This is a genomic window from Bacillus sp. NP157 (assembly GCA_018889975.1).
In the GTDB taxonomy this organism is placed as follows: domain Bacteria; phylum Pseudomonadota; class Gammaproteobacteria; order Xanthomonadales; family Rhodanobacteraceae; genus Luteibacter.
This window is the reverse complement of the sequence record CP076546.1, coordinates 4,473,658-4,490,000: the sequence shown is the minus strand read 5'-3', so window position 1 is coordinate 4,490,000 and position 16,343 is coordinate 4,473,658. Positions and strand designations below refer to the sequence as shown.

16 protein-coding genes are annotated in these 16,343 nt (G+C 67.1%); 5 read left to right on the top strand and 11 right to left on the bottom strand.

What is annotated here, in order from left to right; translation table 11 throughout:
• Positions 1-12 precede the first annotated feature (12 nt).
• Positions 13-168 carry a rubredoxin gene (locus KPL74_20355; protein QWT22642.1) on the bottom strand — a complete coding sequence of 52 codons (156 nt, stop codon included), beginning with the start codon at positions 166-168 and terminating at the stop codon, positions 13-15.
• A 130-nt stretch (positions 169-298) separates the two neighbouring features.
• Between KPL74_20355 and thiE the strand changes: the two genes are divergently transcribed.
• Together thiE and hemL are read left to right on the top strand one after the other, a co-directional pair.
• Positions 299-949 carry a thiamine phosphate synthase gene (thiE, locus tag KPL74_20350; GenBank protein QWT20088.1) on the top strand — a complete coding sequence of 217 codons (651 nt, stop codon included), beginning with the start codon at positions 299-301 and terminating at the stop codon, positions 947-949.
• Complete coding sequence (hemL, locus tag KPL74_20345; protein QWT20087.1) at positions 946-2,229, top strand: glutamate-1-semialdehyde 2,1-aminomutase; 1,284 nt, start codon at positions 946-948, stop codon at positions 2,227-2,229. Before thiE ends, hemL begins: the two co-directional genes overlap by 4 nt.
• A gap of 132 nt (positions 2,230-2,361) precedes the next feature.
• Here hemL and KPL74_20340 read toward each other — a convergent pair whose 3' ends face one another.
• The 6 genes from KPL74_20340 to KPL74_20315 form a co-directional block, all read right to left on the bottom strand.
• On the bottom strand, positions 2,362-3,612 hold the full coding sequence (locus KPL74_20340) for an acetylornithine/succinylornithine family transaminase (GenBank protein QWT20086.1): 1,251 nt from the start codon (positions 3,610-3,612) through the stop codon (positions 2,362-2,364).
• A 406-nt stretch (positions 3,613-4,018) separates the two neighbouring features.
• Positions 4,019-5,263, bottom strand: coding sequence for a sigma-54 dependent transcriptional regulator (locus tag KPL74_20335; protein QWT20085.1), 1,245 nt, complete (start codon positions 5,261-5,263; stop codon positions 4,019-4,021).
• Between the two features lie 314 nt (positions 5,264-5,577).
• Entirely contained in the window at positions 5,578-6,393 is an 816-nt protein-coding gene (locus KPL74_20330; protein QWT20084.1) for an NAD(P)-dependent oxidoreductase, read from the bottom strand.
• Positions 6,394-6,406: 13 nt separating this feature from the next.
• Positions 6,407-7,009 carry an LON peptidase substrate-binding domain-containing protein gene (locus KPL74_20325; GenBank protein QWT20083.1) on the bottom strand — a complete coding sequence of 201 codons (603 nt, stop codon included), beginning with the start codon at positions 7,007-7,009 and terminating at the stop codon, positions 6,407-6,409.
• A gap of 10 nt (positions 7,010-7,019) precedes the next feature.
• Entirely contained in the window at positions 7,020-8,378 is a 1,359-nt protein-coding gene (gene mpl / locus KPL74_20320) for a UDP-N-acetylmuramate:L-alanyl-gamma-D-glutamyl-meso-diaminopimelate ligase (GenBank protein QWT20082.1), read from the bottom strand.
• Between the two features lie 72 nt (positions 8,379-8,450).
• Entirely contained in the window at positions 8,451-9,035 is a 585-nt protein-coding gene (locus KPL74_20315; protein QWT20081.1) for an adenylate kinase, read from the bottom strand.
• Positions 9,036-9,235: 200 nt separating this feature from the next.
• On the opposite strand from KPL74_20315, the gene KPL74_20310 reads away from it, so the two are divergent.
• Positions 9,236-10,492 (top strand): 6-phosphofructokinase, encoded by a 1,257-nt coding sequence (locus KPL74_20310; protein QWT20080.1) that lies wholly within the window; start codon positions 9,236-9,238, stop codon positions 10,490-10,492.
• A gap of 57 nt (positions 10,493-10,549) precedes the next feature.
• On the opposite strand, the gene KPL74_20305 is transcribed toward KPL74_20310, so the two are convergent.
• The 4 genes from KPL74_20305 to KPL74_20290 all read right to left on the bottom strand — a co-directional run bounded on the left by KPL74_20305 (position 10,550) and on the right by KPL74_20290 (position 14,421).
• Entirely contained in the window at positions 10,550-11,326 is a 777-nt protein-coding gene (locus KPL74_20305; GenBank protein ID QWT20079.1) for an IS3 family transposase, read from the bottom strand.
• Positions 11,327-11,376: 50 nt separating this feature from the next.
• Positions 11,377-11,646, bottom strand: coding sequence for a transposase (locus KPL74_20300; protein ID QWT20078.1), 270 nt, complete (start codon positions 11,644-11,646; stop codon positions 11,377-11,379).
• 151 nt (positions 11,647-11,797) lie between these two features.
• Entirely contained in the window at positions 11,798-13,207 is a 1,410-nt protein-coding gene (locus tag KPL74_20295; GenBank protein QWT20077.1) for a UdgX family uracil-DNA binding protein, read from the bottom strand.
• A complete protein-coding gene (locus KPL74_20290) occupies positions 13,207-14,421 on the bottom strand; it encodes a putative DNA modification/repair radical SAM protein (GenBank protein QWT20076.1) in 1,215 nt (404 codons plus the stop codon). Before KPL74_20290 ends, KPL74_20295 begins: the two co-directional genes overlap by 1 nt.
• 230 nt (positions 14,422-14,651) lie before the next feature.
• Here KPL74_20290 and KPL74_20285 point away from each other — a divergent pair, with 230 nt between their 5' ends.
• Both KPL74_20285 and KPL74_20280 read left to right on the top strand, forming a co-directional pair.
• The gene (locus tag KPL74_20285; GenBank protein QWT20075.1) at positions 14,652-14,990 is read left to right on the top strand and encodes a hypothetical protein; all 339 of its coding nucleotides are present in this window, start codon (positions 14,652-14,654) and stop codon (positions 14,988-14,990) included.
• A 12-nt stretch (positions 14,991-15,002) separates the two neighbouring features.
• Entirely contained in the window at positions 15,003-16,289 is a 1,287-nt protein-coding gene (locus KPL74_20280) for an amidohydrolase family protein (protein ID QWT20074.1), read from the top strand.
• Positions 16,290-16,343: the final 54 nt, after the last annotated feature.

The following is a 16,343-nucleotide window of genomic DNA, read 5'->3' as shown; positions in this document are numbered from 1 at the left end:
GGCGGGCGCCGATCAGTCCATTTCGACCATTTCGAAGTCGTCCTTGGTCACGCCGCAGTCCGGGCAGGTCCAGGTATCCGGGATATCTTCCCAGCGAGTGCCAGGTGCAATGTCCTCTTCCGGCAAGCCCAGCGCTTCGTCATAGATGAAGCCGCAGACGACGCACATCCATTTGCGCAGGGTGGTTTCGGTGTCGTTGCTCATGGCCTGGCTTACTGTTCCACTGGAAAGTCTCGCATTCTGTCATCCCCGGCGTGACCGCGGTAGCGCGACGCCTACACAGCCCTGAAGGACATCCATGAGCACCCTCCTCCGAACCCGACTGCCCGGCAAGGGCGTCTACGCCATCACGGACGGGCCGCGCGACGACCTGTTCGCCGCGGTGGAGGCGGCGCTGGCTGGCGGGATCCGCCTCCTGCAGTACCGCGACAAGACCACCGACGCGACCCGCCGCCGCCAGGAAGCCACGGAACTGGCCAGCCTGTGCGCGCGCCACGACGTCCCGCTGATCATCGGCGACGACGTCTCGCTGGCCAGGGAGATTGGCGCGGCGGGCGTGCATCTCGGCTTCCACGACATGCCGGTGGCCGAGGCGCGGGCCCTCCTTGGGCCGGACGCGATCATCGGGACCTCGTGCTACGGCTCGCTGGAGCGCGCCATCCAGATGAGGGATGCGGGCGCGGACTACATCGGCTTCGGCGCGATGCACCCCTCCCCGACCAAGCCGCACGCGACCACCATCGGTCTCGACGTATTGACGCAGGCGGCCCAGCTGGGCCTTCCCGTCGTGGCGATCGGCGGCCTCACCCCCGACAATGTGCAGCCTGTGCTTGATGCGGGCGCGGACTACGTGGCCGTCGTATCCGCCATCTTCTCCGCCCCCGATATCCAGGCGGCCGCGCGCCGCTTCGCCGACCTTTTCGATAACCGCCCCGGAATCATTCGATGACCACCAACCACGAACTCTTCGCCCGTGCCCGCCAGCTGATGCCCGGCGGCGTGAACTCGCCCGTCCGTGCCTTCAAGTCGGTCGGTGGCGAACCGTTCTTCACCGCGCGCGCCGACGGCGCCTACCTGTGGGACGTGGAAGGCAAGCGCTACATCGACTATGTCGGCTCCTGGGGTCCGATGATCGTCGGGCACAACCACCCCGCCGTGCGCGAGGCCGTGGTCGAGGCCGCCCAGAATGGACTGTCGTTCGGCACGCCCGGCCCGTCGGAAGTCAGCATGGCCGAGGCGATCGTCAAGCTGGTGCCGTCGATCGACATGGTGCGCATGGTCAATTCGGGCACCGAAGCCACGATGTCGGCGATCCGCCTGGCCCGCGGCGCCACCGGCCGCAACAAGATCGTGAAGTTCGAAGGCTGCTACCACGGCCATGGCGACAGCTTCCTGGTCAAGGCGGGCTCCGGCGCGCTGACCTTCGGCGTACCGACCTCGCCCGGCGTGCCGAAGGCCGCCGCCGACCTCACCCTGACCCTGCCCTACAACGACATCGACGCCGCGCGCTTGCTGTTCGCCCAGGAAGGCAAGGAAATCGCCGGCCTGATCATCGAGCCGGTCGCCGGCAACATGAACTGCATCGCGCCGAAGGATGGCTACCTGCAGGCCTTGCGCGAGCTGTGCACCGAACACGGCGCGCTGCTGATCTTCGACGAGGTCATGACCGGCTTCCGCGTCGCCCTCGGCGGTGCGCAGGCGCATTACGGCATCACGCCCGACCTGACCTGCTTCGGCAAGATCATCGGCGGCGGCATGCCGGTCGGCGCCTACGGTGGCCGTCGCGACCTGATGGAGCAGGTGGCGCCGGCGGGCCCGGTGTACCAGGCCGGCACGCTGTCGGGCAACCCGGTGGCGATGGCCGCGGGCCTCGCTATGCTCGGACTGATCCAGGCACCCGGCTTCTACGACGACCTCACCGCGCGTACCGCGAAGCTCACCGACGGCATCTCCGCCGCGGCGAAGAAGCACGGCATTCCCTTCAGCGTAAACCGCGTGGGCGCGATGTTCGGCCTGTTCTTCACCGACGAAAAGGTGGAGAGCTACGCACAGGCAACCGCAGCCGACGTCGCCGCGTTCAATCGCTTCTTCCACGGCATGCTCGAGCGCGGCGTGTATCTCGCACCGTCGGCCTTCGAAGCCGGCTTCGTCTCCAGCGCCCACAGCGACGCGATCATCGACGAAACCATCGCCATCGCCGACGAAGTCTTCGCCACGCTGAGAGCCTGACTGTAGGAGCGCGCCTGCGCGCGATGGGTTCGCCCTATCGCAGCAAGCCCCCGTCACGCCCAGGTGATACGCCGGGTGTGAGGGTGCGGCGGATATCCGGTCGCGCGCGGGCGCGCTCCTACAGGTTTGGGATCAGGCTACCTTGGCTTCGCGGGTGGCGAACTCGGCCAGTGCTGCGTGCAGGCGTTCGAGGCCTGCGGCCGTTTCTTCATCGGTGATGTTGAGCGGCGGCACGATGCGCAGCACGTCGGGGCCGGCCTGCAGGATGAGCAGGCCATGCGCGGCGGCGATGTCGAGCACTTCGCCTGCACGGCCCTTGAAGGCGCCATCGAGCACGGCGCCGATCATCAGCCCACGCCCGCGGATCTCCGCGAACAGCTGGAGCTCGTGGTTGAACTTCTCCAGCCCCTTGCGGATGTCGTTGGCCTGGCGCTCCACGTTCAACAGGATGGCGGGCGAAGCGATCTTGCGCAGCGCCACGCGAGCGACCGCGGCGGCCATCGGGTTGCCGCCGAACGTGGTGCCATGCGCGCCGAACTGCATCACTTCCGACACCTTCGGGCCGGCCAGCATCGCGCCGATCGGGAAACCCGCGCCCAGCGCCTTGGCCAGCGTGACGATATCCGGCGTGACGTGGTCATGCGTGTGCGCGAACAGCGTGCCCGTGCGACCCATGCCGCACTGGATTTCGTCCAGCACCATCAAGGCATCGTGCGCGTCGCACAGTTCGCGGATCTTCTTCAGGAAGCCCGGCGCGGCCGGCGTGACGCCGCCCTCGCCCTGCACCGGCTCGATCATCACCGCGGCCACGCCGCCCCTGGCGAAGGCCTCTTCCAGCGCGGCTTCGTCGTTGAACGCCACGTAGCGGAAGCCACCGGGCAGCGGCTCGTAGCCTTCCTGGTACTTCGGCTGCGCCGTGGCGGTCACCGACGCCAGCGTGCGGCCGTGGAACGAACCGTGGAAGGTGAGGATGACGCGGTTCTCGGGCGCACGGCCCTGCGATGCCGCCCACTTGCGCACGAGCTTGATCGCGGCCTCGTTGGCCTCGGTGCCCGAGTTGCACAGGAAGACACGCTCGGCGAACGGTGCGTGTTCGATCAGTTCCTCGGCGAGACGCAGCGGCGGCTCGGTCCAGAACACGTTGCTGGCATGCCACAGCTTCTGCGCCTGGTTGACCAGGGCGTCGACCAGCTCCGGCTCCTGGTGGCCCAGGGCGTTCACGGCGATGCCGGCGCCGAAATCGAGGTAGTCGCGGCCCTCGGTGTCCCACACGCGCGCGCCCTTGCCGTGGTCGAGGATGACATCACGGGGACGGTAGACAGACAGCCAATAGCGCTTGCCCAGGCCGATGAGATCGGAGGGTTCGACAGGATGCGACGACATGAAAACAACTCCCGGGCCCGGCCGCAGCGCCTGGCCCCAAACAGGTACGGATGGAATCGCACGGTACGCTCTGCGGTCCGACATCGATCCGATACCCGCGCGACGACACGCCGCCAGCGGGAAACCCCATCGTATAAGGCGCGGGCCGCGCGGACAACGGCTGTTCCGCGCGTGTTACGGCCTGTTACAGATCGCAACACCGCGGCAACGTCCGGCTGAACGCCGGGAGACCAAAATTCCTTGCGAATCAAAGTGTGGCCTGCGTGGCATGCGCCTTGCTCCCTTTACCGGGAGGCCACCATGCCGCGATGTTCGCTCGCCCGACGACCCTGCCAAGCCGGACGACGAATGGGAACTCCCGGTCCCCCAGAGGACCGGGAGTTTTCTTTTCAGCGGGACGGAGCCTCTAGCGCAACTGATCGAGGGCCAGCTGGTGCTTCTTGCAGAGGCGGTAGACAGTGACGCGGGAGACCCGCAACCGGCGGGCGCACTCGCTGATGTTGAAGGCGCTCGCGCGCAGGCAATCCACGATGGCCTCGCGCTCGGCCGAGGTGCGTGCGCTACCGAGGCTGTCGCGGTCGATCCCCGGCAGGTCGGCGTTGAGCTCGAGGTCTTCGGGCGTGATCAGCGCGTCGTCGGCGATCACCGCCGCCCGCTGCACGCGGTTCATCAGTTCACGTACGTTGCCCGGCCACGCGAAGGCATTCATGGCCTTGCGCGCCGACGTGCTGAAGGCGCGCGCGCGGGTGCCGTAGCTCTCGCGGAACGCATCCAGGAAGTGCTGGGCCAGCAGTTCGATGTCGCCATTGCGTTCGCGCAGCGGCGGCATGCGCAGGCGCAGCACGTTGAGGCGGTAGAACAGGTCTTCGCGGAAGCGCCCCTGTGCGACGGCCTTTTCCAGGTCGACGTGGGTGGCCGCGAGGACCCGCACGTTGACCTTGATCGACTGGCAGCTGCCGATCCGCTCGATGGTGCCTTCCTGCAGCACGCGCAGCAGGTTGGTCTGGGCGTCCAGCGGCAGGTCGCCGATTTCATCCAGGAAGACCGTACCTCCATCGGCCGATTCGAAATGGCCGATGCGCCGCGCGGTGGCGCCGGTGAACGAGCCCCGCTCGTGGCCGAACAGTTCGGACTGGACCAGGTTGGCCGGCAGCGCGCCGCAATTGATGGCGGCGAACGGCTTGTCCCTGCGTCCGGAAAGCTGGTGCAGCGCCCGGGCCGCCATCTCCTTGCCGGTCCCGGTCTCGCCGGTGATCAGCAGGGGAAGCTCCACGGGGGCAAATTTGCGGATGTTCTGCGAAAGCGAGCGGATCGCGGCGCTATGGCCGGTCATCACGCTGGGCTGGTCGTCGTCGAGCACCACCACGGGAATGCCGTCGGCGGGGACCCGTTGCAGGGCCTGGCGCAGCGCCTGCAGCGACGACGCACCCTCGATCAGCTCGAAAGCCTGTGGCAGGACATGCAGGATCGAGGGGTCGTTGGCCGGCGTACGCTGGCCAGTCAGCCCGATCCACGCGAGGCCCGGATGGGTGTCACGAAGTTCTTGCAATACGCGCACGGCCGCCTGGGCGCCAGCACGAAGGTCGACCACGGCAATCGCCGTGTCGCCACATTCCGGCAGCCCGGTATCGAGCCGTGCCGGGTCAGCCACCAGCGTTCGCCAGCCTGCCCGGATCAAACCGAAATGTTCTTCAACGCTTGGCCTTCCAACCCAGACGACGCAACGCCCCGTCGATTCCCCGCGCGACATGCCTGCTCCTCAACACCTGTTCAGTGGCCTGCTGCCGGCTGAAGCGGGTTCACCATGGACCCGCCGCCGGCACCCCCTGCAGGCCGGCAAGCCCCACACCGTCACGTGTGATGTCAGTACATGTGACGTTGAGCGAAGTTACCCCGGCATGCCGAAAGCGGCCATACACCAAACGGGCTAGCTCAGAGAGAGCGTCTGGCGGCCTTCCGCGCTTGCTAGAGAAACAAGTCCGGTAGTAGAGGCTGGCCCGGCGTGACCGCGTAGTGATCGAAGTCGCTCACGCCGTTTTCACGCAGCAGATCTTCGTCGATGCAGAAGCGCCCGGTGAACTCGCGGGCGGGTCGGGTGAGGATCGCATGGGCCGCATCGGCCACGATCTCGGGTTTCCGGCAATGTTCGGGCTTCACGCCATCGATCATGCCGATCGCGGCCGTGGCGATCACCGTTTTCGGCCACAGCGCATTCACCGCGATGCCGAGCGGCGCGAATTCCGGTGCCATGCCGAGCACGCACTGGCTCATGCCGAGCTTGGCGATCGTGTAGGCGACGTGCGGGGCGTACCAGTGCGGATCGATGCTCAAAGGCGGCGACAGCATCAGCACGTGGGGGTTCGTGGCATCTTTCAGGAACGGCAGGCAGGACTGGGTGACCAGGAAGGTGCCGCGCGTATTGACCTGGTGCATCAGGTCGAAGCGCTTCATCGGCGTGCCTTCGGTGCCGGCCAGCCAGATCGCGCTGGCGTTGTTCACCACGATGTCGATACCGCCGAAGCGCTCCGCCGCGGTGGCCGCGGCCATGCGCACTTCGGCTTCCTCGCGGATGTCGACCTTGAGCGCGAGCGCCTTGCCACCCGCCGCTTCGATCTCCGCCGCGGCAGTGTGGATGGTGCCCGGCAGCTTCGGATTGGGCACGCCGCTCTTCGCCGCGATGACGACGTTGGCACCGTCGCGCGCCGCGCGCACGCCGATAGCCAGGCCGATGCCGCGCGAGGCACCGGTGATGAACAGGGTCTTCCCGGCGAGCGAGGTCATGGCGGTTGGTTACCTAGGCGCGCTGGAAGCGCGGGAGGATGTCACGCAGTTCGGCGAGTCGTTGCAGCGGGTCGTCGAGTTCCAGCATGTGCTGGCATTCGTTCGCATCCAGCGGCAGCAACTCGCACAGGCGGAAGCCGATCCAGCTGGCGTCGTCCGCGCGCCCGGCCACGTCGTGGCGCCAGGGCGGGGCCATCTGTTCGGCGAGGCGCTCGAGGATGGTGGTGAGCAAGCCCAGTTCCGCGGGCACCGGCTGGGTCTGCTCGGGTTCCCAGCGCGCGATGTCGCCACGCACCTGGCCGTCCGAACGCACGCGCGTGCGGGTGACCCGGAAGCGCTGCCCGCCTTCGGCGACGATGCCGAGCAGGCCATCGTCGCGCGTGTGGAAGTCCGTGATCGTCGCCAGCGTGCCCACCGCGGCAGGCACGGCGGGCTGGCCCGCCTCGCGGCCGTCGAGGATCAGGCAGACGCCGAATCCCTTGCCGGTGCGTGCGCATTCGCGGACCAGGTCGATGTAACGCGGTTCGAAGATGCGCAATTGCAGGTGGCCGCCCGGGAAAAGGACGTTCGCCAGGGGAAATAGCGGGAGGTCGTGTGCGGGCGTGGTCGCGGCCATGCCCCTGAGTCTAACCTGCGCGGAGCGCGTCGAAGAAGCGCCGGGGCGCAGCTTCGAAGCCGCCGTTGGACATGAACACGACGTGGTCGCCGTCGCGGGCCTCGCCGAGCAGGGCGTCGATCAGTGCATCGACCGTGGGCGCCGTGCTGCCGTGGCCATCCAGCGCAGCGGTGACCTTGCCTGCATCCCAGGCGAGTTCCGGCCGGTGCAGGAAGACCACGCGATCGGCGTCGGCGAGCGAGGGAGCCAATGCATCGGCATGGGCACCCAGGCGCATGCTGTTCGAACGCGGCTCCAGTGCGACGAGGATGCGCGCCTTGCCGACCCGCGCGCGCAGGCCGGCCAGGGTGGTCGCGATCGCCGTCGGATGATGGGCGAAGTCGTCGAAGACGGTGACGCCACGGGCTTCGCCGATCAGCTCCATGCGACGGCGCGCGCTGGCGAAGCTGGCGAACGCCGGAAGCAGGCCGACGGGATCGACGCCCGCCGCGGCGGCCGCGGCCAGCGCAGCCAGCGCGTTCATCACGTTATGCCGCCCCAGCGACGGCCACGACACCTCGCCGAGCACCTCGCCACGACGGCTGACGCGGAAGTGCGAACCATCGGCGGCGAGCAGTTCGGCGCGCCAGTCACCGCTGTCGATGCCGAAGGTTTCCACCGGCGTCCACGCGCCCATCGCCAGCACCTCGGCGAGATACGGATCTTCGGCATTGACGATCAGCCGACCGTTCGCCGGCACCGTGCGGACCAGGTGGTGGAACTGGCGCTGGATCGCGGCCACGTCGGGGAAGATGTCCGCGTGGTCGTATTCCAGGTTGTTGAGGATGGCGATGCGCGGCCGGTAATGGACGAACTTGCTGCGCTTGTCGAAAAACGCCGAATCGTATTCGTCGGCTTCGATGACGAAGGGCTTGCCGCCGCCACGACGCGCGGAGACGTCGAAGTTGCCTGGCACGCCGCCGATCAGGAAGCCGGGATCCTGCCCGGCCTGCTCGAGCAGGTGGGCGAGCAGGCTGGTGGTCGTGGTCTTGCCGTGCGTGCCGGCCACGGCCAGCACTTCGCGGCCCCCGAGCAGGGTTTCGCCCAGCCACTGCGGGCCCGAGATGTAGCGCAGGCCTTCGTCGAGCATGTATTCCACGGCCGGGTTGCCGCGGACCATGGCGTTGCCGACCACGACCAGGTCGGGCGCCGGTTGCAGGTATTCGGCCTTGTAGCCCTGCATCAGGCCGATGCCGAGCGCTTCGAGCTGGGTGCTCATCGGCGGGTAGACGTTGTCGTCGGAACCCTCGACGTCGAGCGCCAGCTCGCGCGCAAGCGCGGCGACGCCGCCCATGAAGGTGCCGCAGATACCAAGGATATGGACGCGCATGGAGGGGCTCGTCTGGGCGCGGCACGGGGCGTGCCGTGGAGGCCCGCCGGCAAGGCCGGCGGGCCGGGGGGATCAGGCGCTGGCCGCCTGGACACCGCCAGGCAGGACGTCCAGCACGCGCTGGGTCACGTCGTCGAGCTCGCCGACGCCGTTGATGACCTGGAGCTTGCCGTGTTGCTTGTAGAACTCGGCCACCGGGGCGGTCTGGTCGGCATAGATCGCCAGGCGCTTCTTGACCGTGTCCGGGTTGTCGTCCGGGCGGCCTTCCTTCTCGAAGCGCACTTCGCAGCGGTCGACGATGGCCGCATCGGGCACGTCGAGCTTGACCACCACGTCCAGCGGCTGGCCGATGCGGGCCAGCACGGTATCCAGCGCGTCGGCCTGGGCCAGGTTGCGCGGGTAGCCGTCGAGGATGAAGCCCGGCCTGGCATCCGGCTCGCCCAGGCGGTGCTCGATGATGCCGAGCATGATGTCGTCGGGCAGCAGCTGGCCGGCGTCCATCAGGCCCTTGGCCTTGAGGCCCAGCTCCGTGCCAGCCTTGATCTCACCGCGCAGAAGATCGCCGGTGGAGATGTGCGGGACGCCGAGGCGCTCCTTCAGGCGGGTGGCCTGGGTACCCTTCCCGGAACCGGGGGCGCCGAATAGCACGAGTCGCATTGATGCTCCGTTCGTCGGGCGAACGGGATAAACCCGCCGCCGGACACAATAAAATGGGTCCCAAGGTAACGGCACGGGCGGCGCCGCGTCAAACGGCTGTTACACAGGCGTGGCAAGGCGCCGCGGCCCTGCCCTTCAAGCCACGCCGACGCCGGAAGCGCTACGCTCTGGGCTTCGACCGAACCAGAAGGAAGCGCAGCATGGCCGCCGGCAAACTCCTTTACGCCCAGTCGGGCGGTGTCTCCGCCGTGATCAATGCCACCGCGGCGGGGGTCATCGAGACCGCCCGCGACAAGGGCATCCAGGTCTACGCCGCCCGCAACGGCATCCTCGGCGCCCTGCGCGAAGAGCTGATCGATACCACGAAGGAAGCGAAGGCGAACATCGCCGCGCTGAGGCACACCCCCGGCGGCGCGTTCGGCTCCTGCCGCTACAAGCTGAAGTCGCTGGAAGAGAACCGCGCCGAATACGAGCGGCTGATCGCCGTGTTCAAGGCGCACGACATCCGCACCTTCCTCTACAACGGCGGCAACGATTCGGCCGACACTGCGAACAAGGTCTCGAAGATCGGCCAGGCGCTGGGCTACGAGGTGAACTGCATCGGCGTGCCGAAGACCATCGACAACGACCTGGTGGTGACCGACAACTGCCCCGGCTTCGGCTCTGTGGCCAAGTACACGGCGATCGCCGTGCGCGAGGCGAGCCTGGACGTGGTCTCGATGATGGATACCTCGACCAAGGTCTTCATCATCGAAGTGATGGGCCGCCACGCAGGCTGGATCGCCGCCGCGGCCGGCCTCGCCGGCGACAAGCCGGGCGATGCGCCGCACGTGATCCTGTTCCCCGAGAACGTGTTCGACCCCGAGGCCTTCCTGGCCAAGGTCAAGGCGACCGTCGAGAAGATCGGCTACTGCACCGTGGTGGCCTCGGAAGGCGTGAAGGGTGCCGACGGCAAGTTCCTCGCCGACTCCGGTGCGCGCGACGCCTTCGGCCACGCCCAGCTGGGCGGTGGCGCACCGGTGCTCGCGGCGCTGGTCCGCGACCGGCTCGGCTACAAGTACCACTGGGCCCTGCCCGACTACCTGCAGCGCTCCGCCCGCCACATCGCCTCGAAGGTCGACGTCGAACAGGCCTACGCGGTGGGCAAGAAGGCCGTGGAATACGCCGCCGAAGGGCTGAACGCGGTGATGCCGGTGATCGTGCGCACGTCGGAAGATCCCTATAAGTGGAAGATCGAGGCCGCGCCGCTGGACAAGATCGCCAACCATGAGAAGAAGATGCCGAAGAACTTCATCTCGAAAGATGGCTTCGGGATCACCGCGGCGGCGCGGCGTTACCTTGCGCCGCTGATCGTTGGCGAAGCGCCGCCGCCGTATGGGCCGGATGGGTTGCCGGTGTATGTGACGCTGAAGAACACGTCGGTGCCGAAGAAGTTGAAGAAGTTCGTTCCGGCATAAAAAGCATCGCGCGCAGGCTGTAGTGGTCAAGTCCTCGTGGACCACGCCGTAGGCGTTTTATGCCGCCAGCCACTCGAAGGTGGCTGGCGGCACGTCGTTTAGCCGCGAGTGCGGCCGCTGCTGGTCGTAATAGATCAGGAAGCTGGAGAAGTCCTTCGTGGCCTCGTCGAACGTCGCGTAGCCACTGGTCGGCATCCATTCGTGTTTCAGGGTGTGGAAGAAGCGTTCGACGACAGCGTTATCCCAGCAGTTTCCGCGGCGACTCATGCTCTGCCGGATGGATCGCCGGGCGAGGAAGTCGACGAATCGTTGCGCGCTGTACTGGCAGCCCTGGTCGGAGTGGAACAGCAGTGGCCCCTGCGGTTGCCGGTGCGCCAGTGCCAGCTCCAGAGCCTGCTCGGCCAGGTAGGCATCGGCCATCGAGCCGGTTGCCCAGCCCACGATGCGCCGGGAAAACAGGTCCATCACGATGGCGATATACAGCCATCGCCGCCCCACCCGAACCTGCGTGATGTCACCGGCCCAGGCCACATCCGGCGCGGCAGGATCAAACTCGCGATTGAGGTCGTTGTCGGCCACGATGGCTGGCTTGGTCGCTCGTCGATAGTGGGCGTACGGGCGGCGCCGACGCTTCAGGCCCAGCTGTTTGATCAGGGTCCGGGCCCTGTAGCGACCAACGTCATGGCCCTGATTACGCAAGCTCGCCGACAGCCGGCGCGACCCCAGGCTGCATCGCCCCTGCTCGTGTAACGTCCGCGCAGCCTTGGCTAGCACCGGCCCGATCGTCCGCTCGCGTCGCTCGCGCCGCCCGGCGTAGTAGCTGCTGCGGGACACGCCCGCCACCGCGCAAGCCCGCCTTACCGGGATCGTGCCCCTCGCCGCATCTACCGCTTGCGTGACCAGCCAGGCGGCGGATTTTGGAGAAGGGCATCGAATTTTTTTAGGAATTCGACCTCGCCCTCCAACTGGGCAACGCGTTTGCGAAGCGCGGCCATTTCCTTGTCCTGCTCGGCCTTGCCAGGCGGATGGCTCCGACGCTCGCGCTCGGCAGCCACCCAGCGCCTAAGCGCAGTGGGACCCAGCCCAAACATCTTGCACACAGCCAACACCGGCTGCCCCTGGTCCACCACCAGGCGTACGGCTTCCTTCTGCACAGAAGGGTCTACAACTCGATATCCCATGGATCACCTCGGTAGAAAGTTTGCTCCTACCTCGTGGTCCATGGGAATTAGGCCACTACAGGCGCGCTCCTACAAGGGTATCGAGACCGTGTAGGAGCGCGCCTGCGCGCGATGGTTTACACCCTCACCCCAACACATCCCGCATCAACCCCAGGTCGCGCACGAACGCCGCATACGCCGCCTCGCGCTCCGCCTCATCAGGCAGCCGCAACAGATACGACGGATGCACCGTCGCCATGGCGCGGCGTCCGTCGGCGAGGGTGATCCACTCGCCGCGTTGCTGCATCAGCCGGAACGACGATCCGAACACCGCCTGCGCGGCCATGGCGCCGAGGCAGACCAGCGCGTCCGGCTTGATCCGGTCGATTTCCGCGGCGAGCCACGGCCGGCACGCGGCCTGTTCTTCCGCGTTCGCACGCTTGTGCAGCCGGCGCTTGCCACGTGGCTCGAACTTGAAGTGCTTCACCGTGTTGGTGACATACAGCGCGGCGCGGTCCACTCCGGCCTCGCCCAGCGCCTGGTCGAACAACTTGCCGGCCGGGCCGACGAAGGGCTTGCCGGCCAGGTCCTCCTGGTCGCCCGGTTGTTCGCCGATCACCACGATGCGCGCGTCGTCGGGGCCGATGCCGAACACCGTCTGCGTCGCCGGCTTCCACAGGTCGCAGGCCCGGCAATCCTTAGCCTGCCGGCGCAGCTCGGCCACGCTACCCACCGGCAGGTCTTCCACGGGTTTCTGTAGCGGTGCGAACTTTTTCTTCGGCATCGTCGCCTCCCGTTCCACCATCGCCTGCATCCGCGGCAATGCATCGCGGACCAGTCCGGGGATCAGCGACGCTTCAGGCAGGTTTTTCCAGTACTTCACCGGCATCTCGCGCCGCATCGCGTCGACCTTGAGCCGGGCCGGGTTGAAGATGCTCGCGTAGTAGGTGCGCCAGAGGTCTTCCAGCGCATCGCCGGACGGGGCGTCCGCGCGGCTGGCGCCCGGTCCAAACGTGAGGCTTTCGCCATCCCAGTGCGCCGTGCGGGACGGGGTCAGCAGGGACCAGCGCATCCCGGTGAACCGGCGCACGAAGAACGGTGCCACCCGGCGCACGATGTCGTGTCCCGGTTCGAACCACGCGACGTATACCGTGCCATCGTCCACCGCCAGTTCGCGGAAGCGAACGAAGGCCTTCATCTTGTGCATGTCGCGGCTGACCTGCTTCACGCAGCCATGCGCCCAGGCGACATCGTCGTCGGTGGCGATCGCCAGCAAGCCTTTTTCGCCGTGGGCGAGGCGCCACAGCATGCGGTAGAGCACCGCGTGGCGACGCGGATCGCTATGCGCCAGCACGGTGTCGGCAAGGCGGAGGAAGTCGCGGGGGACGGCCGGTGGCGTCGTCGCGAGCGGCCCGGGGATCGGATCGTCGCCGCCGAACAGGCCGCTACCGCCCCACTCCACGTCGCGCGGATCGATGCCCGCCAGCAGCAACGCGCGTGCCTTGCCGCGCCACTCCCCCAGGTCGGACGGGTCGTCGAGCGTAACCCGCAGCATCAGCCGAACAGGTCGGGCTGCGACGGTTCGCGCAGGTCGCGATGCAGGAAGGCACTCTCGCGGTCACCGCGTGGACGGTGGTCGACAGTTTCGACGAAGGGCGCCACCTTCTTCACCGGCACGCGCAGGCGGACGAGGTCGTCATAGCGGATCCGACGATGGCCACGCATGGCGATCATCTTGTCGACGGTCTTCACCCCGAGGCCCGGCACGCGCAGCAGCATGTCGCGCGGGGCACGATTGACGTCGACCGGGAACTGCTCGCGATGGCGCAGCGCCCACGCCAGCTTCGGATCGACGTCGAGCGAGAGCATGCCGCTGTCGCCGGGCGGTGCGATCTCGTCGGCGCCGAAACCGTAGAAACGCATCAGCCAGTCGGCCTGGTAGAGGCGGTGCTCGCGCACCAGCGGCGGCGGTTTCAGCGGCAGGATCTTCGACGCATCCGGGATCGGACTGAATGCCGAGTAGTAGACGCGGCGCAACCGGTAGTTGGTGTAGAGGTTGGTGCTGGCGGTGAGCACGTCGCGATCGCTGGCCGCATCGGCACCCACGATCATCTGCGTGCTCTGGCCGGCCGGGGCGAACCGCGGTGCTTTCTTCTCTGCCTTCGCTTCGTCGATGGACAGGCGCAACCGGCCCATCGCGCTGCGGATGTCGCCGAGGTCCTTCTCCGGCGCCAGCGACTTGAGCCCCACTTCGGTCGGCATCTCGACATTGATGCTGAGGCGGTCGGCCCAGCGTCCGGCGGCGTCGATCAGTTCCGGCGAGGCGTCGGGGATGGTCTTGAGGTGGATGTAGCCACCGAACTTGTGGTCTACGCGCAGCGAGCGCGCGACACGGACCAGCTGCTCCATCGTGTAGTCGGGCGACTGGATGATCCCCGACGACAGGAACAGCCCTTCGATGTAGTTGCGCCGGTAGAACTCGAGGGTGAGGGTGACCACTTCCTCGGCGGTGAAACGCGCGCGCTGCACGTTGCTGCTGCGGCGGTTCACGCAGTACACGCAGTCGTAGACGCAGAAGTTGGTCAGCAGGATCTTCAGCAGCGAAATGCAGCGTCCGTCCGGCGCGTACGCATGGCAGATACCCATGCCTTCGGTCGAGCCGATGCCCCCGCTTTTCAGCGAGTTACGGCCCTTGCCGCCGCTCGACGAACACGAGGCGTCGTACTTGGCGGCGTCGGCCAGGATGGCGAGTTTGTCGGACAGTTTCATGGGGAAGCTTATGGTGCCGCGTCGCGCGCTGGCCTGCGTGAAGACGGTGAGCGCCTACGCGATGTCGGGGCCTGCGCCGACGCGAGCCAATAGTAGCGTATGTGCTACTTTAGAAAGCGCTTATGCCGGAAGGCGCAAGCCCTCGTAGTGGAATACAAACGCCGCAAGCGATGCCTGTTGCCGGGACTTGGCTCTTAGCAGTTCAGACAACGATCAATGAGGACACCACGATGAACACGATGACTGTCGACCCCCGCCTGCGTGTCATCGCCCGCATCAAGGCGGAGCCCGAGTTCGCGATGGCCCTCGTCGGCGAAGCCGTGGAGCTGCTCGCGGATGGCCACGCACAGGCGGCACGCTCGATCTTGCGTACGCTCGCCAATGCCGTAGGCTTTGAAGAGCTCGCGCACGCCACGGGCACCCATGCAAAGACCTTGCACCGCCAGCTGAGCCCATCGGGCAATCCGACGATGAATGCGCTGTCGCAGGTGCTGCATGGCCTTACGACGCAGATCGCCACGAAGCCCGTGCGCATGAGCGTGAGCTTCGTCGACGCCGAATCCGCCTGACCTGGAAACCCGATGGACCTGATCATCCGCCACGCCACCCTTCCCGACGGACGCCGCGATGTCGACGTCGGCATCGAGGATGGGCGCTTCGCCGCGATCCAGCCCGGGTTGCCGGCGAATGGCGTGGAAGAAATCGATGCGCAGGGGCGCCTGCTCGCGCCGCCGTTCGTCGACCCGCACTTCCACATGGATGCGACGCTGTCGCTGGGCCTGCCGCGGCTCAATGCGTCGGGCACCCTGCTCGAAGGCATCGCGCTGTGGGGTGAGCTGAAACCCGACCTCACCATCGACGCGCTGGTGAAGCGCGCCCTCGCCTACTGCGACATGGCCGTCGCCCAGGGCCTGCTGGCGATCCGAAGCCATGTCGACGTATGCGATGACCGCCTGCTCGCCACCGAGGCCCTGCTGGAAGTGAAGCGCCGGGTCGCCCCCTACCTGCACCTGGAGCTGGTCGCGTTTCCGCAGGATGGCCTACTGCGCTCGCGCACGGCGAAGGCGAACCTGGTCCGCGCGCTGGACATGGGCGTGGACGTCGTCGGCGGCATCCCGCACTTCGAGCGGACCATGGCCGATGGCGCCGAGTCGATCCGCTGGCTGTGCGAACTGGCTGCGGAGCGCGGCCTGCGCGTGGACATGCATTGCGACGAGTCCGACGATCCGTGGTCCCGGCATATCGAGACGCTGGCGGCGGAGACCATCCGCACGGGTTTGCAGGGCCGCGTCACCGGTTCGCATCTCACCTCGATGCACTCGATGGACAACTACTACGTGTCCAAGCTGTTGCCGTTGATCGCCGAAGCGGGCGTGCATGCGATCGCCAATCCGCTGATCAACATCACGCTGCAGGGTCGCCACGACACCTATCCGAAGCGTCGCGGCATTACCCGCGTGCCGGAATTGCTGGCGGCCGGCGTCAACGTCGCCTTTGGCCACGATTGCGTGATGGACCCCTGGTACGGCATGGGCTCGGCCGACATGCTCGACGTGGCGCACATGGGCCTGCACGTGGCGCAGATGACCTCGAGCGCCGGCGTCGGCTACTGCTTCGACGCGGTGACGGCGAATGCCGCGCGCGTACTCGGCCTCGACGGGTACGGCATCGCACCGGGCAACCGTGCCGATGCGGTCCTGCTGCAGGCCGGCGACACCTACGAGGCGATCCGCCTGAAAGCCAACCGCCTGCTGGTGCTTCGCGGCGGCAAAATCGTGGCCCGCACACCTGAACGGCGCACCGAGCTGTTCCTGCCGGAAAGCCCGTCGAATCTGACACTTGAGTTCCACCCCGGGTCGATTTACTGAACGGAGCAGTTCAATAGCTGTCGCGTTACTTAATGCTTTCATGGCCCTTTCAAA